The sequence below is a fragment of the Polaribacter sp. genome (assembly GCF_051251875.1).
GTDB lineage: Bacteria > Bacteroidota > Bacteroidia > Flavobacteriales > Flavobacteriaceae > Polaribacter.
On record NZ_JBPOGL010000008.1, the window covers coordinates 26,893 to 49,504 of the forward strand.

General features: G+C 31.6%; 13 protein-coding genes. All 13 read right to left on the reverse strand.

Going from position 1 to position 22,612, the window contains the following annotated elements:
• Positions 1–178: 178 nt before the first annotated feature.
• The gene (locus tag ACSHW5_RS05660; protein WP_435675140.1) at positions 179–2,011 is read right to left on the reverse strand and encodes a metallophosphoesterase family protein; all 1,833 of its coding nucleotides are present in this window, start codon (positions 2,009–2,011) and stop codon (positions 179–181) included.
• 23 nt (positions 2,012–2,034) lie between these two features.
• Entirely contained in the window at positions 2,035–4,416 is a 2,382-nt protein-coding gene (locus tag ACSHW5_RS05665) for a hypothetical protein (RefSeq protein WP_435675141.1), read from the reverse strand.
• A gap of 68 nt (positions 4,417–4,484) precedes the next feature.
• Positions 4,485–6,353 (reverse strand): FG-GAP repeat domain-containing protein, encoded by a 1,869-nt coding sequence (locus ACSHW5_RS05670; protein WP_435675142.1) that lies wholly within the window; start codon positions 6,351–6,353, stop codon positions 4,485–4,487.
• Between the two features lie 22 nt (positions 6,354–6,375).
• Positions 6,376–7,788 carry a sulfatase-like hydrolase/transferase gene (locus ACSHW5_RS05675; protein ID WP_435675143.1) on the reverse strand — a complete coding sequence of 471 codons (1,413 nt, stop codon included), beginning with the start codon at positions 7,786–7,788 and terminating at the stop codon, positions 6,376–6,378.
• 393 nt (positions 7,789–8,181) lie between these two features.
• Positions 8,182–9,768, reverse strand: a complete 1,587-nt coding sequence (locus tag ACSHW5_RS05680) for an alpha-L-fucosidase (RefSeq protein WP_435675144.1) — start codon at positions 9,766–9,768, stop codon at positions 8,182–8,184.
• Between the two features lie 194 nt (positions 9,769–9,962).
• A complete protein-coding gene (locus tag ACSHW5_RS05685; RefSeq protein WP_435675145.1) occupies positions 9,963–11,948 on the reverse strand; it encodes a glycoside hydrolase family 127 protein in 1,986 nt (661 codons plus the stop codon).
• 72 nt (positions 11,949–12,020) lie between these two features.
• Complete coding sequence (locus tag ACSHW5_RS05690) at positions 12,021–13,502, reverse strand: family 16 glycosylhydrolase (RefSeq protein WP_435675146.1); 1,482 nt, start codon at positions 13,500–13,502, stop codon at positions 12,021–12,023.
• Between the two features lie 3 nt (positions 13,503–13,505).
• Positions 13,506–14,990 (reverse strand): family 16 glycosylhydrolase, encoded by a 1,485-nt coding sequence (locus ACSHW5_RS05695; protein ID WP_435675147.1) that lies wholly within the window; start codon positions 14,988–14,990, stop codon positions 13,506–13,508.
• A gap of 19 nt (positions 14,991–15,009) precedes the next feature.
• Positions 15,010–16,422 carry a sulfatase-like hydrolase/transferase gene (locus ACSHW5_RS05700; RefSeq protein ID WP_435675148.1) on the reverse strand — a complete coding sequence of 471 codons (1,413 nt, stop codon included), beginning with the start codon at positions 16,420–16,422 and terminating at the stop codon, positions 15,010–15,012.
• A 3-nt stretch (positions 16,423–16,425) separates the two neighbouring features.
• Complete coding sequence (locus ACSHW5_RS05705; protein WP_435675149.1) at positions 16,426–17,991, reverse strand: MFS transporter; 1,566 nt, start codon at positions 17,989–17,991, stop codon at positions 16,426–16,428.
• Between the two features lie 163 nt (positions 17,992–18,154).
• Positions 18,155–19,933, reverse strand: a complete 1,779-nt coding sequence (locus tag ACSHW5_RS05710; protein WP_435675150.1) for an arylsulfatase — start codon at positions 19,931–19,933, stop codon at positions 18,155–18,157.
• A gap of 189 nt (positions 19,934–20,122) precedes the next feature.
• Positions 20,123–21,283, reverse strand: a complete 1,161-nt coding sequence (locus ACSHW5_RS05715) for a mandelate racemase/muconate lactonizing enzyme family protein (RefSeq protein WP_435675151.1) — start codon at positions 21,281–21,283, stop codon at positions 20,123–20,125.
• A 12-nt stretch (positions 21,284–21,295) separates the two neighbouring features.
• The gene (locus ACSHW5_RS05720; protein ID WP_435675152.1) at positions 21,296–22,552 is read right to left on the reverse strand and encodes an MFS transporter; all 1,257 of its coding nucleotides are present in this window, start codon (positions 22,550–22,552) and stop codon (positions 21,296–21,298) included.
• Between the last annotated feature and the right edge of the window lie 60 nt (positions 22,553–22,612).

Consider the following 22,612-nt stretch of genomic DNA (forward strand, 5'->3'; position numbering starts at 1 on the left):
TAATTTATAAAATAATATTTAATGTGTTCTTAATTCATCATAAAATAAAATTGTACAAAAAGTTTAGAAACCATAAATATTGCAAATAGTATTCTATCTTTTGGTTTATTCTTAGTGAGCAAAATCAATTATTTTCTAAAAAGAAAACAACACTAAAAATCAATGTTAGATTAAAAAATTAAAGCTGAATCTTCATTTTTTTCTTATTCTTTTTTTCTGAATAGATATTAAAATACTTTTTAGGAGTATCCCCTTCCCCTATTTCTATTGTATAAGAACCTAATTCTAAAACTTTTGGTTGAAAGGTTTCTCCATTGATTCTTAAAGATGAAATAACCTCATTGGTGGTACTCTTTTTTATAGTTACAACTTGATCTTCTTTAGACAATTCTAACGTTGGTAATTGAAAGGTTTTCCTTGGATTAAAATTATCTAATTGAGAAATAGTTATTGGCCAACCTACATATTGTTTTTGATTAGGATCTGTAATGTCTACATTTCTTTGCCAGCAATCAAACTTTATAGTTCTGTTAGGTTTGTTGTAGGTTATCACCCCAAAACCAGCAACTCTAGTAGATAACTTACCACCTTCTTTTTTCTGTTCATCTGATGGATTTCCTACGGCTTCTACCGTTATTTTATTTTGAAATCCATCTAAAAAATCACCTGTATAATAAGGTGCATTTTTTGCTTTATTTTTTCCTGGACTTTTAGGATCCCACCAACGCATCCAATAATTAGCAATTGCTGGAGTTACAAAAGAATAACCAGCATCTCCCCAATCATCAATACCATGTTTTACAAAAGTGGCTAAATGTTGATCTCCACCAATCATTGGCGAAAAACTTTTTCTAATAACTGCTAAAGCCCTATTTCTACCCGTTTGTGGCCATCCATTGGTATCAAAATCTGCAATTATTTCTCTATCGTGTTTTCCTGTATAATTATTTACCATTGCAAAAACAGTTTGTGATAATACCGTTTTCATTTCAGCATTTTCCCAGTCTGTGGTCCAATCTTCTAAAAATTTAATTTGACGATCTCCTAATAACTTTGCCGTTGGAATGTCTAATTTTCTAGTATCAACAGTTGGGTCGAAGATTGCATCTCTAGTTCCGTTTGGAAAAATATCTGGCGCGTATTTTGGCAAATCCATTAATCCAGATTTAAATTTTCTGTCTTCTAAAATGGCAAAACTGATTCCTCCCCATTTTAAATCTGTATAATAAACACCAATTCCTTGTTGTATTGGAGTTGCATCATAAGGATCTGGCAAATGACTTGTTTGTGCTCTTTCTACTTCTTTTACATATTCTACTGGCATATAATATCCCCCAGAAATACCACTTCTAGTTTCTGTTACTTTACCATCTGCACCCCAAATATTTCCTTGGCCAACATCATGATCATCAACAATACAAATTGTAGGTGTATTTCTAATTATTTCTTCAAAATCTTTACCAAACTTTAACCAATATAAATAATGCTGACTATGGTCATACACTTGATCTCCTGAGAAAAACAACAAATCTGGTTGTAATTTTTTTAAGTTTTCTACAATATCTGTTCTTGGAATATCGCCGCCATGTTGAGGATAAATAGAATTACACGTTAAGGCTGCTAAAACAAAATTATCTTTATGCGTAGGGTTTTTACGAATAATACCTTCATAAAAAGCTTTATTGTTATGTACAACTCTGTATTTTGCTTCTTTGGTATCATCCCAATTTTCTATTCTTAAAAGTGCTGTATAACCAGGATATTGAATTTTAGCTTCTGCTCTTTTTACCCATTTTCCGTTTTCTTCTATTTCTAGAGTAGCTCTAAAAGGTTCAAAGTTTTTTATGGGATAAAATTGTGCATTTAATTTTACGATATTTTCATGTACAGTATACATGGCAAATGCAATTCTGTCTTCTGGATTTACAAATTTTGGTAGTGCTAAATTTTGAGCTTTAACACCAATCATCAAGAAAAAAAACAAATTAAATAGTAAGATTCTTGCTTTCATAGTTACAGGATTTATTAAATTATTTATTTAATTTCAAGTAACAACACACCATTGCTTTTTAGACTAAATTCTGAACCTAACTCTTGACCATTCATCATATTAATAGCATTCACTTTTTTACTATTTTTAAAAGAAAGATTTAATTTCGCATCGTTTTTACCAACATTTAAAATGTTCACAATAAAGTTCCCTTCTTTGTTTTTGGCAACTCTCCAAACACAACCTTTATGATGCGAACCATTGTCTTCTTTTAAAATGATTTCTTGTGAACTTACTGTAATATTCTCTAAAGAAATTTTTTGAATTTCTTCTACTGAAGCATTACCTCCAACAACAATTAAGTTTCCTTTTCCTTTTGATAAAAGTTTACTTCTTTTTTGTCCGTATTCATTTTGAGACAAACTATTTTTACTATCAATAATTACAGTTCCACCTTGATTTAAATAACTTTGTAAGGCATCAAATTCTCCATCAGTAGCATAAGGTGTTTTATAAACCACAATAGCATCCCAAGTTGAGTTATCTTGTTTTTTGATGATATTTTCAGTAGCATACCCTATAGGAAAACCTTCAAAATACAAGGCTTCATATAATGAAAATTGCTCTGTCATGTGAAACTTTTTATTGATCGCAGAAGTCTCTGAATGAAATAATCTGATAGGTCTTCTCTGTTTTCTTAATGCAAAAATTTCTTCAGAAAACGAATTCAAATCCATCATTACTTGCGTATATTCATTAGCAACATGAGGTTGTTGATTTACAGAACCTGCTATAGAACCTGCCAATGCTGGGTCAAAGAAATTCAATTCACCTTCTAATCTATCTTCCGGAGAACCATCAGGATCTCTTGCCCAAAACCACGCCAATTGTGCATCCATTCCGTGCAATGTTGCCAACCAAGTTGTGCTTCTCACATAATCTGCAGGCGTGTTTAACTTTCTCCACCAAGAGGCTGATAAAAAGTGAGATTCTGAATTAAAGTGAATTTTTTCTGGAGAAACTGATTCCATAAAGTCGTAAGCAACACTCATTTCTTCCCAGAAATACGAATATCTTTCTTCCCATTCTTCTGGTTTTTTGCTTCTTACATCACGCTCTCTCATTTTGGCATCATTACCAATCATAGATGTTAAATCTGTTAATGCTTCTGTATCAATTCCGTGAGATCGTGCATTTTCAGTAAACATATTTGGCATAATCTTGATGCTTGTATCTGCATCTGGATTTGTTTTGTGCAACTCGCCTTGTAAATAAGCAAACCAATCGATACTTCTGTCCATATTATATCTACACCAGTCGTACCAAATTGGCGTTCCTCTTTTTGCTTTATCAATGGGCACTTCTATTGTTACAGATGCGAAATTTTTAAAAGAAGATTCCCAATTTTTATTCAATTCTTTAATGTTTCCTTTGTACCTAACTTTTAACCAATTTCTTAATTTAGTAAGCGAATGAGAAGACATCTCTGTCATTTCATTAAAACGAGCTGTCCAGTGATTTTTTTCTGAATACCAGTGAGGTTCATTCGATAAAATGTACCCCATTTGCGTTACTTTTTTACCTTTGGTTAATGCACCTGCTTTTTGAATTACATCACTCCAAACTTTTCTTGCTGTAGGATTATCGATATCAAAACCTGTGAATAATGAACGTCCTTTTTCTAACTCTGGAGCTTGTTTGTGTACCCAATCTGGCATTCCCATATTCCAAAGTATTAAAAAACCAACATTGGTATCAGGAATTTCAGTAATAAGCTCTATTTTTTCATTAAATGTTCCATCTTCATTTAAGATAAATGGATTTATTGCACGATCCATATTCACATCATACAGTCTTTGACCTCCGTGATAAATATTACCTAAATGATCGTTATAAACACTTTTGTTTGTGAGTTGTTTACCAACTGTTTTTGAGAAATAATCATATAAAAAAACAGGTTTTCCATGACTTAAAAACATATCTTTTGCAACTTCTATATTTTCCCAATCAACTTTAGAAACAGGTCTTCTTGTTCTTTTTCCTGCAATTAATTGCTCTAAATCATTAATCCCTTTGTCTACAATTTCAATAACTTTTTTTCTTTCAAAATCTGGTAAATCTTCTGCGTATTTTGTTTTATCCTCCTTAAAAGGCTCATAGTATCCAAAAAGTTTTTCAACATCTTCTTGATGAACTTCATCCCAATTTGCAAATTTTAAGAACTCATTGGCAAACCATAAAGTTGTTTCTTCTCTAGTTACATCAATAGATTTATCTTTAGCTTTATCCATTAAAGCTTCTAACTTGCTTATTTTATTTAGAGCTTCTTCTTCAAGTGCATTTTTTTCTCCACAAGAGATCATCGCAATTAAAGAAAATGCAAGAAATAGAATCCTTATAATTGTTGATTGTTTTTTAGTCGCCATTTTTACTTCAATTTTAAAGTTGATAAATGCTTATCTGTTAAACCATTGTTGTTACCTTTAGTCAATTTTTATTGACCTACAACTAGGGTTTTATCAGTTGCTTTGATTGATTTTTCGTACGTTTCACCGTTAGAATACCTAACTTTTACTTTTACTGTTTTACTACAATTTTCTAATCCGAAATGCACAAAAGTATTGTGACTTAAAGAATATTGAGAAGCAGAAGTACCCACTCTTTGAATTTGTGAATTACCACAAGATTGAAGTGTTACAATTGCTCCTAAAGGAGAAATATTACCTTTTTTAGAATTCTTTACTTCTACTGTTAAAGACTTGTTGCTAGTTGCATCTGCTAATTCATTTTTAAATAAATGCCATTTTCCTCTTTCATCACCAATTACAACATCAACTTTTCCATCTTTATCATAATCTATACTTTCTATAGCCATACCAATTCCACCTAGATCTTTTGTAATAATATTGTGTCCTTGTTTCACTTTAAAACCAGCTTTTCCTTGATTTAAGTATAAAATAGATTCATTTTCGTACACCAACTCCCCTCTTTTTACCACTAAAAAATCTTTATAACCGTTGTTATCATAATCTGCAACTGTTACAGCCATGGTATGTTCTTCTAAGAATACGTTTGCCTTTTTGGTAACATCTGAAAATTTTCCTTTTTTATTTTCTAATAAAACATCACTCAATCCTTTAGGATGCTTTGATTCTGTATAATTTTTTACGTTGTGAATAACGCCTGTTGCTGGTGCCCAAAGAAATCCTGATACTCTCCATTTTTGATTTCCAACATAACCTATATACCATCCTTTTTTCTCTTGATAATTAAGTTTATCTGGAAAACCTAAAGCATCACTCATATTTAAACTGATGTCTTTTCCTGAATGTGTTTCTCCTTTAAATTCATAATCATAAGAAGCTTCTCCTATGTAATAAGTATCGTTATTTGGCCATTGAGATTGAAAGTTTTCTAATTCTAAAATTTCACCAGAAACAAAATCTTCTAATTCAAGAACGCCTCTTTTTGAGAAAAAGCCTAAATCTTTGGTTTCTTTATTGTAAAATGTTTCTCCTTTTTCAAATTCTAATCCTCTTGTAAAATAAAGATCCATATCTCCATCATTATCATAATCAATTTCTGCAATTGTAGTTACTTCATCAATTTCAAAAGGAAGTACTTTTTTGGTAACATCTGTAAAGGTTAAATCTCCATTTCCTTGATATGCAATTACATTTCCATGACCATAAACAATCATATCCATAATAGTATCATTATTAAAATCTGTTGTTAATGTTTTTTGTCCATTAGCCTTACTTGCTGCAACTGTACCGTGTAAAATTAATTCTCCAGCACCATTATTTTCGTAAATATAATTTTCACTAGCACCTTTTTTTGTTTCATCAGGAAATGCAAAATTTAATAAATCTAAATCTCCATCATTGTCTAAATCTACAAATTTTAAGGTTCTACCTCTCATTAATGCTAAAGGTTCTGTAAAATCTGCCATTGGAACAAATTCTCTTCCTTTTACCTTATAAATTTTAGAATTTCTAGCATTACCTCCAGATCCTCCTCCTCTAGACATAATTATTTCTAGATAACCATCATTATCAAAATCTCCCACAGAAAGTCCGTGTAAATCTCCCATAATAATATCAAAAGGTTTTGCAAATTTCCCTTTATTATTCCATTGAACTTGAATACCAAAACCGTGATCGTTAATTAATAAATCATTATAACCATCTTTGTCTAAATCTGCAATAACAGGAGAATCCCATTTTCTCAGATTTTTATTTTGTCTTGGAAATTCTTTAAAAACTTCTTTAAATGAATCATTTTGAGCATTTGTAGATTTTACATTGATAAAAGATACGATAGCTACAAGTATCCAAAGAGATTTGAAATTAAATATATTCATAGTTTTATGTTTACTGTTATTTTTAAAATTTTATGTTTCCTCCGTATTTAAAGTTCTTATTTTCAGTACTTGACTCCTTAAATAATTTTTTAAATTTTTTGATTTTTTCAGGATAACTTTTGGAAATATCTGTCAATTCTTTTGTATCAATACTTAAGTCATAAAGTTCAATTTCTGAATTTACTCCATAACGAATTGCCTTATAATTCCCTTGACGAATTGCTTGTCTGAAACCTTTATCTATTCCGTTTTTATTCATTAAATTTAAATGAAGCTCCCAATACAAATAATTATGTATCTGTTGTTTTTTATTTCCTAAAAGTGTTGGTAATATTGAAATTCCATCACTTTGAATTGGTGTTTTTACATCTGCAATTTCAGACAACGTAGGCATAAAATCTTGAAATGAACCTATGTGATTATTTGTAGTTCCTTCCTTTATTTTGCCTTTCCAAACTACAAATGTTGGTACTTTTAATCCTCCTTCGTATAAATCGCGTTTAGCACCTTTATATACCCCATTACTTTTGAAGAATTGTTCATTATGCCCTTTTTCTTTATGACCACCATTATCGCTTGTAAAAATTATGATTGTATTTTCTAATTTACCTGTTAATTCTAAATACCTTAATAAACGTCCAACTTGCTCATCTAACATTGTAATTCTTGCAGCATGTTTACGTTCTACTTCTGGCCAATTATTTTTACTATAGATAGATTGATTTCTTATGTTAATTTCATGTCCGTGTGGAATTCTGTAGGACATAAATAAAAAAAATGGTTTTTTAGTTTCTCTTTTTTCAAAATAATCTATGGCTTGTGTTGTTCTAAATTCATCCATACAACTATATTTTGTGAAGTCATATTTTTTAACATCAGACATACCATTAATAAAGTCGAAATCTGAATCTATCACAAAATTTCCTTTTCTTCTTTTCCATTGTCCTTGAACAGCATAATCAAAACCACGGTTTGCTGCCCAAGTCTCTAAATGATAAGGGTCAGCCAAATGCCATTTTCCAAAATAAATTGTTTCGTAACCAGCTGGTTGTAACATTTCTCCTAAAGTAGTTTCATTTGGTTTTATAGAAACTCTATCTAATTGTTTTCTATCTTCATGAAAACCGATATTTCCACGAATAGAACTTTTTCCTGAACTGATACCTGTCATAAGTACCGCTCTTGAAGGCGAACAAAGTGCATTCCCTGCATAAAAATCTGTGAAAATCATTCCTTCTTTTGCAAGCTGATCTAAAAAAGGTGTTTTTATTTTTTTTTGACCAAAAGAACCTAATTCGCCATAACCTAAATCATCAGCAAGTAAAAAAACAATGTTTGGTTTTTCTTGAGCATAATTAAAACAAACGACTTCGATTACTAATAGAAAAAAAAGAGTCCATTTTGTGTTAAGTTGTATATGATTTGTCTTATTCATATGTAATCATTTATCCGTGTATTTTGAAACCTCAAGAACTGAAAATAAACGAATATATAATTACTTAATTGTACCTTATCATATATCAATTTTACCTTAATAAATTGTTCAAAATAAGAAACAGCCTAATCAAAAGCTATTGATTAGGCTATTTTTAATTTAAATGAGTAATGTCTATTTACCAAATAACTGGAATAAAGACTGTCATTTCTGCTTAACCTCTATTACTCCATGCAAAATAAGGGAGTAGTTTTATTTTATATGTTTTAAAAACTGGTTTAGTAGTTACTTGATACATAATATCTGTCTTACCTTTTCTTAATAAAAGTTCTGTTACTATAACTGTAATACCTTCTAAGAAATTTGGTGTTTCTATTTTAGAGACAACTAAACCTATCGTTTATTTTTATGCAAAACCCTATTTAGCTTCCCAATAATATCAACTTTAAAAACCAAAGCGACATCGTTAGGCAAATTACTTGGTAACTGAATTTGTAAATTTTCTTTTGTTCTGTTAAACCCAACTTTTCCATAACCAACTAATTGAATTTCTTTAATATCTTTAATTGAACTTGGAATATTATCAAAACCCAAAGACTTTATTGTTGTAATTCCGTTTTTAGGAATTGCCAATTGAATCGCATAAAGTGTATTGTTTTGTGTTGTAAAGCGAATATCTGTTTCATCAAAAATAGATACATTTGGTTTTGCCCATCTTTGCATATTTCTATTCCATTGAAAACGTAGTTCATCTTCTTGCAGATGTCCTTCTCCTTGAATTTCCCATGGTCTTGAACCATGAATTGCTTCTTCATTTTGTTTTAACCATTTACCAATACCTTTTAACATTAATACCATTTCAGGGTCAAAAGAACCATCTGGTCTTGGGTTTAAAGAAAGTAATAACCCTCCATTGTTAGCTACTAAATGACATAACCTTAAAATTAAATCGTTTGATTTTTTATAGGTAATTCCATGCCACCAACACCAACTACCACTATTTGAAGCTGTAGTATCATCTTCCCAAGGCCAAGGAATAAACTCTGGTCTTTTATATCCTCTTTCAAAAGAATACAACCCTATTTTCTTACCAAATTGACTATCTTTATTATGTACAGAAACTTCTTTTTTAGCATCAATACCCATATTAAAAAAGGTTGATAACGTTTCTTCTTGCGTTTCTTTTACTCCTCCAGAATCAAACCAAATACAGTCTGGTTTATATTTTTGAATAAACTCTTTTGTAATTTCGAAACGTTTTTGGGAAAATGTATTTTTATCTAAAAACCAATAATATTTTTCATTTTCTTTTTGTAATAAATCTACATTTTTATATTCTGGTTTTTCCTTTAAAACAGGTATCCATTTGTTGTACATTTCTAAACTTCTGGCGTGATGAAAAGTTGCCATCGTTTTAATATTACGTTTTTTAAATTCAGTAAATAATTCTTGAGTAACATCTCTTTTAGGCCCCATATTACCCGCGTTAAAAAGAGTCTGCTTACTATCCCACATTAAAAACCCATCATGATGTACTACTGCTAAACCAGCATATTTTGCTCCAGATTCTTGCACTAAATCTGCCCAAACAATAGGATCAAATTTACTGGCAGTAAAATTTTCTGCTAAAGTTTTATAACCAAAACCATCTTTTACAGCACCATATCGTTTTTCGAAAGCAACTCTTCTAGGGTCGGGTTTTCTCCCCAATTTATACAAACCTCTATAACCTACTGTATGATAGTTTCCAGATTTTGGGTAAGTAGCATCATCTGGCCAATCTCCTGTCATAGTATAAGGCCCCCAATGTGCATAAATTCCGAATTTAGCATCTAATGCCCAATCTGGAATTTCATGTGTATTTAAAGATTCGTAGTTTGGGCTATAATATTCTTCGTTTATTTGATCTTGTTTTGGTGTCTTTTTACAACTTGTTAACAAGATACAAATCAATAAAAAACCGATCTTTAATTTATTCATAATTATGTTTTTAATTTAGAATTTAAGTGATTCCATCAAGCTACAATATCATAAAAAAGAAATCATTTTATTACTAGATAATACCTCAAAACAATACATTATTACCTATATTTAAAATGTAAAACCCTGTGTATAAACAACAAAAAAGGACAAATTTTAAAATTTGTCCTTTTTTATATATTAACTTATATTTTTTACCAAACAACTGGCATAAATACCGTCATTTCTGCTTGACCTCTATTACTCCAAGCAAAATAAGGAACTAATTGCGTTTTATATGTTTTAAAAACAGGTTTAGTAGTTACTTGATACATGTCATCTGTTTTTCCCTCTCTTAATAAAAGTTCTGTTTCTATTACTGTTACTCCTCCTAAGAAATCTGGTTTATGAACTGCATTTAAAGAAGCATCTCCTTTTATATAAACATCTAAAATTGGAGTATCTTTTGGTAAATCTGGAGTTTCAATTGTATACACAATTGGCCCTCTTTTTACTGCTAATTGATTTCTCACTTCTTCAATTCTATTATGCCCTTCAATAAAGGTTGGTTCCATTGGCATATCTAAAACAATAACATCTCCTGCTTTCCAAGTCCTATTAATGTTTGCAAAATTACCTGGGTTTATTTCAACACCAGCATCTTCACCATTTACTTTTAAAGTACTTCCTACCGCCCATTTAGGAATTCTAACTTGAATATCAAAAGCTGTATCTTTACATTCATCAACAGTTATTTTCACCAATCCTTTCCACGGATATTCTGTGTCTTGAGATAATTTTAAAGGAGAACCATCTAGCATTTTTGTATCTAAATTATTTCCACCAAATAAAACAACAGAAACCCCATTTTCTGATAAATTATACGCCCATCCAGAACTTTTACAAATGGTTCTTACCAAGTTTGGAGGACAACAAAAACATTCTAAATAAGGCTGCCTAACAGGACTTTCTGTTACATCATCATGCGAATCGTAGTTTCTAGAATTGTTAACCATTCTTAATGGGTTTGAGTAGAAATAATCTTTTCCTTCAATACTAATTCCTGATAAACCACTATTATACAATACCAATTCAATGATATCTGCATATCTCGATTCACCATTAATACCCATCATTCTATGACTAAACATCGCATTACATAAGTTTGCGCATGTTTCGTTATAAGCCGTCATATTTGGCATCATATAAGCATCAATAAAACCTTCTTCAATCATGTCTAAATTAGTAGACGCACCATAATGTGCCTGACCAACTGCTCCTGTTACATACATTTTTTTGCCTGTAACGTTTTCCCATAATTTATCTAAAGAAGTTAACAATGCTTTTTCACCAGTTTCAGCATACACATCTGCAGCTCCTGCATAATAATACAATGCTAAAACAGCATGACCAACCGCTTCTTCAGATTCTCTAAAAGGTGTTCTTTCTTGCACCATGTCTCCGATAGGATATCCAATTGTAGTATCATCATGCTTTATTTCATAAGTCCCTCTTCTGTTGATAAACTTTTCTGCTAATTTTAAATACTTTTTATCTCTTGTAGTTCTGTACAATTCTACCAATCCCATAATTTGAGTTTGATTGAAACCAAAACGTTGATAATGCTTGGTATCTGGCATAAAATAAGCATGTAATAAATCTGCCATTTTAACAGCAATATCTAAGAAATTACGTTGACCTGTAATTCTATAATGAACAGAACCTGCAATAAATAAGTGTCCGAAATTATACATTTCGTGGTATTTTCTATTCTCAAATCTGTCTACACCTTCTGTAATTTGAACGTGGGTATGAATATATCCATCTTCTTCTTGTGCTCTTCCAATTACCGCAATATACTCGTCTAATTCTTTTAAAATTGATTCGTTTTTAGTTAATCCATAGACATACATTTTTGCTTCCATAAATTTAAAGAAGTCTCCATCATGCCAGTAAAAACCTTTGTGCTCACCTTCTTTTTCTCCGGCAGCAATTTTAAAATTATTTAATCCATGACCTATATCACCACACAAAAGATCTCCCATATAAGGCAACATCTTATCTTCTGCATTTTTAACTTTTTCTGACCAAAAGCCAGCATTCCATTTACAATCACCAAAATTGATGCTCTTTAACTTTACAAACGGACTTTCTGAAGTGTTTGTAATTGCGTTTTTATGAAGGTTTGAATTAGTACTCATTATTTGAAATTTTATGTTTTTATTTTATCTTTTTAAGGATATAAACCTTGAAAGATCTTATAATTTATGATTTTAATTTTTCTTGATTATAATATCGTCAATATAAAGTTTTGCCGCTCTTGTTTTAGGCACATCTTTTTTTCTTATTTCAATTGCCATTGCATCTTTTTCTCCCGAGGCAACTGTTCTTGAAATTGTAGATTCTACAGTAATCCATTCTCGTCTTGGTAATTTTCTAAGATTTGCAAAAATTACTTCTAATTCAGGATCTTGTAAAACAACGTAAATTTTGTCTGCTATAACTCCTTGGTCTAACCAAACCTTTGCAGAAATTGTAAAGTTTCCTGCTGCTAATTTTAAAGATCCTTCAGGTGCCATTGCCACTGCTTTTTCTACTTCTAAACTTTCTGTTTTACTAAATCCAGAAAATTCTAAGCTATTTACACCTTTATAGTAATCGCCATAAGCAATTGATAAATATTTTTCTGAACCACCATCAATTGTCCAAAATTTCTGATAATCATCTGGCACAGAACTTTCTGGTAATAAGGTTAATGGTCTTCCATTTTCTTCAAATAAAATTGGACCTTCAAAACCATAAAAAGCGGCATCTTCTGCTAACAAATTATCTGTTGGTTTTTGCCAAACTCTCATATATTCAATTTCAAAATCTACAGGTAATTCTTCTTTGTGAGGCAAACCTAACCAGTAGAAAATCTCTGAATCTAACCATACTTCCATTGGGTTATTCAACACAAAAGAAGTCCCTAATTCATCCTGAGTAAAATGACGAATCATTTTTCCATCAATAAATAACTTTAAATAATCTACTCCCCATTCTGCTCCATACACATGAAAATCATCCGCAGTTCTAAAGTCTAAATTTTCATTATGATTAAATATTTTTGTGGGTCTTTGTGCTGGCGGACTCCAATCGTGTGCAGTTGCTAAATAAGAATCTGCTCTAATATTTCCTTTATTTTTAGGATTTCCCATTAACTCATAAACATCTAATTCTTGCTCATGACCAATTGCCCAAAAAGCGCCTGTAATTGCTGCATTACCCACTTTAGATTTTACTTCCATATAACCATACAAAAAACGTTTGTTGGTTAAAACACCTGCAGTGGTAACCGGCATTGATTGTTCGTTTTTAAAGATTCCGTATTTAGAAGCTCCCATATTTCCATCTCCATAAAACTCATCTACAAACTCATAGTCTGGCTCCCAAGCTGTTCTTAGTTTTAACTTGTCATCTTCTACAATTACATTATGAGGTACAAACTGAGCAGGAGCTCTACCTTTCCATATATAATAATGATCATTTAAGCCTTGTACAAACCACTTAACGGTATCTATTTCTGTTCCTTTAAACTCATCACTTAAATTTTCATTTAACACCCAACCACCTTCATTTTTTTGATCAGAAAAAGGCATTGGAGTAGTTATTTCTGTTTGTATAGTTTTTTCAGTCTTGCCTTGAGCACAACTTACATTTATCAATGATGCAAATCCAAAAATGATTATAAAAGTATATCTAATTAATTGTATCATTTTTTAGTTTGATTTTTTAATTTCAATATCATCAATATATAATTTAGCAGCTTTTGTTTCTGGCAAATCTTCTTTTCTAATTTCTAAAATTAAGCCATCATTACTGGCTGATGCCTCTTGTCTAGATACTTTGGTTTTTATAGTTACCCATTCTTTTCTTGGAAGTTTCTTTAAACCAGAAAAAGTTAATTCAGATTTTGGGTTGGTAAGTGTTACATGAATTGAATCTGTAATTCTACCTTGATCTAGCCAAACCTTCATAGATAAATTAAACTCTCCTACTGGAAGTTTTAAAGAACCTTCTGGGGTTATTGCTTGTACTTTTTTTACATCTAAAGAATCGTTTTTTCCATATCCAAAGAATTGTAAAGCTTCTACACCACTGGCGTAATGACCTTCTGTAATTTTTAAATATCTATCTGATCCTTCACTAAATAGCCAGAATTTTTGATACTCATTTGCAGTAGCATCTTCTGGAACCATTTTTAAAGGTCTTGGGTTTTCTTCAAATAAAATAGGCCCTTCAAAACCATAAAAAGCTCTGTCTTTTGCTAATAAATTAATCGATGGTTTTTGCCAAACTCTCACATATTCAGCTTCAAAAGTTGCCGGTAATTCTTCTTTATGAGGAACACCCAACCATTTAAAAATTTCTGAGTCTACCCAAATTTCCATTGGGTTATTTAACACCCAATCTGTGCCTAATTCATCTTGGGTAAAACCTTTAATAAATTTTCCATCTCTATAAATTTTAAGATAATCTTCTCCCCATTCTACTCCATACACATGAAAATCATCCGAAGTTATATAAGGCAACATTTCATCGTAACCAAAAGCTTTTGTTGGTCTGGTTGAAGGCGGGCTCCAATCGTGAATAGCAGTTCTATTGGTATGATTATCTATAGAACCTTCTTTAGCAATTTTTGGCACTGCTAATTGCTCGTACATATCCAACTCTTGCTCAAAACCAATTGCCCAAAATGCCGCTGTCATTGCAGCATGAGGTGCTTTAGATTTTATTTCCATATAACCGTTTAAAAATCTCTTTTTACTAACAATAGCTGCTGTAGTTACAGGCAAAGGTTTCCCTTCATGAACACCATACGTATCTTTATTAGCGCCATCTGCATAACTTTCTTTTGCGAAATTAAAATCTGGTTCCCATTGGGTTTTCAATACTAGTTTTCCGTCTTTAACAACAACATTATGAGCTGCATATTGAGAAGGTGCTCTACCTTTCCAGATATAATAATCTCCGTTTTGACCTTCTACAAACCATTTTGTAGTATCTATTTCTGTGCCCTCAAACTCATCACTTATTTCCTCATTTAAAACCCATCCTTCCTTATTATTAAGGTCTGATGCAGGGTAATATTTTGATGTAGGAATTTCAATTCCTTCTTTTTTAGAATCTACTGTTGATGTATTTGTACAATTATATCCGAAGACTAAAATTGATAAGAGAAGTATTTTATATATAAATTTCATTTAAGTAATTTTAAAGCTGTTATTTTTGATATTTTTCCATTTCCTTTTTCACTAACTCAGGAGTTCTATATTGATCCATTCTATCAATATCATATTTTTCAAAACGCTGTTGCAACATCCACAAAGGACGTTCTTGGGTCAGTTCCCATTCAAACAACTTTTTAAACATTTCTTTCGTACGCTCTGGTTCTTGAAATGCCAAATTGTTCTGCTCCGTAATATCTTTAGAAAGGTCATACAATTCTGCAGGTCTATCAGCAAAACGAATTAATTTCCAATCGTTATCTCTACAAACTGCACGTGCTTCTTTTTTCCAGAATAAATATTTGTGAGGTCTTGCTTCATTAGATCCATTTACAAAAGGAATAATATTTACACCATCAACTTCCTCTAAATCTTTAACATCACCACCTCCAGCAGCATAAAATGTAGGCAGTAAATCCATAGTACTTACAGGATACTTATATACTTTACCTGCTTTTAATTTTTTAGGCCATTTCATTAAAAAAGGAACTCTTAAACCTCCTTCTAAATGATTCGATTTTGTTCCGCTCAAAGGCAAGTTTAGTGATGCATTTTTATCAGTTGGACCTCCATTATCATTTGAAAACACAATAATAGTATTCTCATCTAAACCTAATTCTTTTAATTTATCCATCACTTTTCCACAAGCTCTATCTAACGCTAATGTCATAGCTGCTACTTGTTGCCTTTTCCCTTTTAAATTCGGGAATTTTGCCAAATCTTCTGCTGTAGCTTCCATTGGTGTATGTACCGCATTAAAAGCTAAGTAAATAAAGAAAGGATTGTTTTTGTTCTTTTCTATAAATGATATTGCTTCATCTGCAAAAACATCTGTTGCATACCCATTTGGTTCTTCAAAATTTTCGAAATTACGTTCCATTTTATTATCATGGTGAATTCCTTTAAAGTTCTTGATAGGAAAAAAACTTCTTGCGCCACCTCTAAAACCATAAAACTCATCAAATCCTCTTTTTAAAGGATGAAAACGATCTGCATTTCCTAAATGCCATTTTCCATAAACGGCACTTTTATACCCTAATTTTTTTAAATAATCTGCAATAGTTTTCTGATCTAAAGGCAAGCCCATATCATCTCCAAGATACTTAGAGTTTTTGCTCATATAATTTGGAACATTAATTTCTTGATATCCAAATTTCTGTTGATATTTTCCTGTAATTAATCCTGCTCTAGAAGGACCACAAGTTGCATCTGTTACATAACCTTGCGTAAATTTTACACCTTCTTTAGACAATTTATCTAAATTAGGAGTTATCATCACTTTACTACCTTGAAAACCAAAATCGGCATACCCTGCGTCATCACAGAATAAGAAAATAATATTTGGTTTTTTTTGAGCACAATTTGTTAACGAAAAGCTTAAAACAAATAGTATTATTATTTTTTTCATTTTTTATTTTTTTTGCAATTTTACTTGAATTTCTTCCAAAGAAAGCCCTTTAGTTTCTACTAGGTATTTGTATAAAATAATTACCCCCACAAGTACAATACCTGCGTAAATTATAAAAGTTGTGGCAGCTCCAAATAATTCCATTTCTAATGGGAATAGGTATTGTACCAACGCACTTACTGTACTAGAAATTAGCGCAAACAATGGTATGGCTACACCACGGTTAGAAATTGGGAAAATTTCTGAGAGTAACACCCACATAATAGGACCTATTGAAAAATTAAATGCTGCAATAAAAGTTAAAATACTCAGTAATATTAAGATGGCATTCATGTGTGCTGTTTCTTTAAATATAACACCAGAATTATCACGAGCAGATTCTACTCCTAAAATATCACTTAAAAAATTCTTAAACTCAATGTCACTAGTAAATTCTTTTCCAACAATAGTGTTTAACTTTTCTATGTTTGGAATATCTTTCATTTTAACAATAGCATCTTGCGTTACCTGATAGGTTGCTTGTTTAAACCCATAAGAAACCGTTGAGATACTTATTATAATTAAAATTAAACCACCCAAAACTAATGGTCTACGACCGAATTTATCAATTAAAGACAAGGACACTAAAGTAGATATCAAACCAATTACACCAATCCAGATGGTACTAGAAAAAGCAGCATCTGTACCCAAACCTAATTGTTCAAACATCGTTGGAGCATAGATCATAACCGCATTCATTCCTGTAAATTGTTGCACAACGGCCAATGTTAAAGCTAAAATTAAGACGATTCTTGCTTTGCTACTAAATATTTCTTTTAATTGACTACCTGTTGATCTATTCCCTTCTGCACTATCAACACTTTCTACCATTTGTTGAATTTGTATATCAACTTGATCATCTGGATAAACCTTTGCCAACGATTTTTTTGCCTCTTCAATTTTACCTTTATATACTAACCAAGCTGGACTTTTTGGGATTAAAAACAATAACAAAAACCAAATAACAGCGGGCACTATTTCTATACCAAGCATCCAACGCCAACCTGTTTCGGCTAAATGTAAATCTTTTACCCATTGTAAATCAGATCCCATTTGTTGTAAAATCCAATAATTTATTAAATAGGCAGCTGTAAAACCAATTCCCATGTTTATTTGTAGCGTAGAAACCAATTTACCTCTTTGCTCTGCAGGTGCAATTTCACCAATATACATAGAAGCTAAAGTAACAGAGCTAAAAGCTAATCCGCCTAAAAATCGAAACCAAAATAATGACAAAAACGATGGTGCAAAAGCAGAACCAACCGCAGAGACAATATAAAATATTGCAATAATTTGTAGTGTAAACTTTCTTCCAAACTTGTTTGCTGAAAATGCTGTTAGTGGTAATGCTATTAAAACCCCAATACCTGGTGCAGAACCAATTAAACCAACTTGTGAAGCTGTTAAATTAAATTCTTGTGTAATAAATTTAAACCCTCCGGAAATTAATACAGCATCTAAACCAAAGACAAACGATCCGATAGCTACTATGATAGCATATAAGAAAGCATTTTTTGTGTGTTTACTCATTATTATTGTTATTTAGTTAGTCATTATTTTACAGCTAATTATTAGTACTCTGAAAATGAAAGCAATTAGTTGGCTAACAAAGAAAATAAAATTTAGACGTTTACTGTTGATTAAATTTACCAACTCTTAACCCTATTTTACCTTACAGCTAATTTGTCTTAAATTAAAAGTCCAAACGAACAACATCTACAAAATGAGGACCAATAGGTAATCTATGCGCTTTAAGATAGGCATGAAAATTCCCTTCTCCTTCAGGTAATTTTACATTATTGAAAGTTACTCTTTTTTGGTTTTTTTCTACCTTTTTTGTTAAATGAACTTTACCATATTTTAAATGTGCAACTCCGCCATTCTCCAGAATTGGTAAATCATAAGAGATTTTGTACAAACCTTCTTCTGTTTTTACTTGCCAATACCCTAATTGATTGTCCTCAATAACTCTAGGTCCGCCATAGTCGAAACGAGAAATTACACGAGGACCTCCCCAATCGAAACGAGATAAATTAACATGAGGTTGCATTTTATTTCCTAAATAAATTTTTTGAATTCCTCTTGTATCTCTTTCCTCTGTAACCTCATCAAACCAATTTTCATAACGTTCTAACATTTCGTTTACAATTTCTGGATGTTCGTTTGCTATATTTATACGTTCGCTTGGGTCTTTTTCAACATCAAACAACTCTAAATTCTTAACCACATTTTTTAATTCAAAATCTGTTGGTTGATGAACTATTCCGTGAGGAAAATCATGTGGACTTACCAATTTATATTTTGGTGTTCTTAAAGAAAAATGCATGTATTTAAAAGGCGTTGGGCCATAATGCATTTGTACAAAGAAGTCTCGTTCTTTAAGATTTTCTGAATCATTGTTTGTCCAAAGTGGTAATAAAGATTCACCATCAATTTTTATGTTTTTTGGCGATTTTATTTTAGCTGCATCCAACAAAGTTGGAAACAAATCTACAATTGCTCCCATTGTTGATGATTGATCTCTAGGTTTAATACTTTTTGGCCATTTTACATAAAAAGGCACACGAATACCTGCATCATACACACTTGTTTTTGTTCCTCTTAAATTTGCCACCCATCTTCCTGGATAATGATCGTTTTTAGATCTTCTTGTTCTAGGCCCATTATCCGATAAAAATATTACAATTGTATTGTCTTCAATGCCTAATTCTTTCAACTTCTTTAGAACTCTACCAACATTATAATCTATGTTATCAATCATTCCATAAGTAAGCGCATTGTCTTCGTGTAAACCCATTTTTCTAAATGGTTCTGCTCTTTTATCTGGAACTTGTAATGGAAAATGAGGCAAGTTGGTAGCCAAATATGTAAAAAATGGTTTTCCGTCTTTTTTACTCATAAAATCTAAAGCGGCATTTGTAAAAATATCATCACAATATCCTTTGTACTTTTTTGATACATTGTTATGCTCTAATACGGGATCGAAATACGTATTTCCTGCAGGACCAGCGGCTTGCCCAATTCCTCCTCCTTTATGAACCAAAGCTTCTTGAAAACCTTGATCTGTAGGTCTCATTGGTGCATTATCACCCAAATGCCACTTTCCAAAAATTCCTGTTTTGTAGCCGTTATTCCCCAAAACTTCAGCAATGGTAGTTTCCGTAGTATGCATAAAATGGTCTACTTGCGTAACTGCTGTAACACCTGTTCTATAAGGATATCTTCCTGTTAATAATGCTGCTCTTGATGCAGAACAGTTTGGATAAGAGAAAAAATGCGTCATTTCAATTCCATCTTTTCCTATTTTTTCCATATTTGGTGTTTTTAAATACGGATTTCCGTGTGCACCAATATCTCCATAACCTTGATCATCACTCATCATAATAATGATGTTTGGTTTTTTTTGTGCTGATATTTTATCCACAGAAATAAATGCGATGAGTATCAGTATTAAAATTAATTTATTATTCATTTTTTGATTTTTTATGATAATATATTGATAAAAATTATTAGTATTTTAAAACAAAAGTTCTCGATACAAAATTTCTGAAAAAAGAAATTTCACTCGAACTGACAGCAAGAATTATCATTATAAATTAACACAATGTCACAACGAGTGATTTTGCTTTTTCGCAAAATTGTATCGAGATATTTTAGCATTTTACCAATTTGTAAAAGAACCATCTTCCTTTTTTAAACGAGGTGCTTCTACCATTTTAAAACCTTCTTTTACGGCAAGTTCTTCATTAAAATCTACTCCTAAACCAGGCGCGTCAGATAATTTATAGCGAGTTCCTTCTAGTTTTGGTTGCAAAGGGTAATAATTTGCATCATCTAAACCAGGGTTTTCAACATGGGTATTCATCTCTTCTAACCAACTAAAATTAGGACTTGCAGCTGCAACGTGTAAAGTGGCGGCAGTACAAATTGGCCCAAGAGGGTTGTGTGGCATTAAATCTATATAATGAGATTCTGCCATAGAAGCTACTTTCATGGCCTCCGTAATTCCTCCAACATTACAAACATCAATTCTAGCAAACTGAGTAATGCCTCTTTCTATATAGGGTAGAAACTGCCATTTACTTGCAAATTCTTCTCCAATTGCAAAAGGAACATTGGTCATTTTTCTAAGAGTTTCATAAGCTTCAGGAGTTTCATCACGAATAGGTTCTTCTATAAAATCGATGGTTCCAACAGGCATTCTTTGTAAAAAAGAAATGGTTTCTGCAACGGTTAATCGATGATGATAATCGATACCAATAACTGGTGTTGTACCTACTTCTTTTCTTAACTCTGTTAACCATTCTGCAATGATTGCAATAGAATCTCGAGGCTCAAAAACAGAGGCAAATTTTCCCTCTTCATATTCTGCAGGTGCTAAACGCAACATTTTCCACCCTTCTTTTAGTAAAATTTTTGCTCTAGAAATTAATTCTTCTTTACTGCTAAATCTTAATGATGCAAAACACTCAACATAATCTCGTTGTTTACCACCTAATAATTCATAAACAGGAACTCCAAGTGCCTTCCCTTTTATATCATACAACGCAATATCTAAAGCAGAAATAGCAGCTGTTAAAACTCTACCTCCTTCAAAATATTGACCTCTGTATAGGTCTTGCCAAATTGCTCCAATATTACGAGCATCTTGTCCTATTAACAAAGGTCTAAAATGATCTATTGCACCTATAACGGCTAATTCTCTTCCTGTTAAACCAGAAGCTCCCCAACCATAGATTCCGGAAGCTGTTTCAATTTTTATATTTAGTTGACTTCTGCCAGCAATATTTACTGGAAACGATTTAATTTTTGTTATTTTCATACATCCATATTTTTATTTTTGCTCTTTTAATTCTATTCTCTTCACTTTTCCTACCACAAATAAGAAGGATAAAAAACCTAGCACTGTTAATCCTCCTATAAAAAATAAAGCTGAACTAAAATCGCCATCTTGTACTAAAAAACCAATTACTGATGGAACAATTACTGCTGATAAACCTCCTATTAAATTAAAAACCCCACCTACCAAACCAATAATTCTTTTTGGGGCAATTAGCGAAACAAATATCCAAGTAATAGATGCCAATCCATTTCCAAAAAAAGCTATTGTTAGGAATAAAATGATAAAAAATGTACTGTCTGTAAAATTTGCTCCAATAATACAGGTTGATAAAGACAAGCCTATTAATACGGGTACTTTTCTTGCGAATTCTGGTGATTTTCCTTTTTTGATTAAATAATCTGATGAAAAACCTGCTAATAAAACACCACAAAAAGCGGCTAAAAATGGTATGGATGCTAAAAATCCGGCTTTGATAAAATCTAAACCTCTATATTCTACTAAATAGGTTGGAAACCAAGTTAAAAAGAAAATTGACATTGAGCCCATACAAAACTGGCCAATATAAATTCCCCATAATTTTTTATGCTTGAATGCTTCGTAAAAATCATCCCAATTAAATTTTTCTTTGGTTTCAGCAACATTTTTCTTTTTAGAAAAACCGCCTCCATCTTCAATTAATTTTAATTCAGCTTCATTGACTGTTTTATGTTGATCTGGATCTCTATAAAAAATGTACCAAATAACAGACCATAAAATTCCAATAATTCCAGAAATAATTAGTAGACCTCTCCAACCAACTTTATCTTGAATTAACGTTAAAACAGGAAACAAAAAGGCCAAACCAATAAATTGACCTGATGTATAAATTGCAATTGCAGAAGCGCGTTCTGTTTCTGGAAACCATTTGGTTACAATTGCATTATTTGCAGGATAAGAAGGCGCTTCAAAAACACCGATACTTGCTCTTAATCCTAATAAAAGTTTAAATGAATTTACAAATCCTTGAAATAGCGTTGCAACTGACCACATCAAAAGCATAAATGCATATAAAAATCGTAATCTTACTTTATCTACTATAATTCCTCCAGGAATTTGCAATGCTGCATAAGCAATACCAAAAACAGAGAAAATAAATCCCATTTGAATAGTTGTCAAATCTAACGATTCACTGATTGCTGCAGCTGCAACAGAAATATTTGTTCTATCTAAATAATTAATAACAACAGTCCCAAAAATAAGGGCTAACATGTTGTATCTTTTTTTTGTTGACTTTACCTTTTTTTGCATTGTTTATATTTAATGTTAACT